The organism is Oleiphilus sp. HI0086 (assembly GCF_001635225.1).
The window spans coordinates 1-432 of sequence record NZ_LWFZ01000358.1 but is presented as its reverse complement, the minus strand read 5'-3'; the positions used below and the strand labels follow the sequence as shown (position 1 = coordinate 432).

At 41.0% G+C, this 432-nt stretch carries 1 protein-coding gene; it reads left to right on the top strand.

The genetic code is table 11. The features are described from left to right. Positions 1 to 432, top strand: a 432-nt coding sequence (locus tag A3756_RS04620; RefSeq protein ID WP_156490267.1) for a TonB-dependent receptor, incomplete at both ends; no start/stop codon positions are given.

Below are 432 nucleotides of genomic sequence, written 5' to 3'. Positions count from 1 at the left end.
GCTTTCTGGTCGAAAACAGTTCAAGAGGTTTGAGTTAGTTGGCAGCAGTAGCTATGTTCGAAGCGAGAATAAAGAACTCAATAGTGATTATTTAGCTTTCCCACAGTGGATTTTTACACTTCAGGGTAACTACCTACTTGCTGATAGCAATATCGAGCTATCAATCAAACAAAGAGCAATGCTCAACTATAGTGAGGGTGACTATATAACCTCGACAAACCCGACAACGCTAGAGGTGACGCAAATTGCGCCAGAGGATGCAGATGATTATTTTCGTACTGACCTCAGCCTTCTTAAACACTTCGACTCTAAATCAGGCGAAGGCGAACGTGCTATGTATATAAACGTGAATAATATTTTTGATCAGAAAAATACCGTCGCATCACTATATAACGTTGAAAACGGCCTAGCGGATTCTGGCTTATCAGTTGA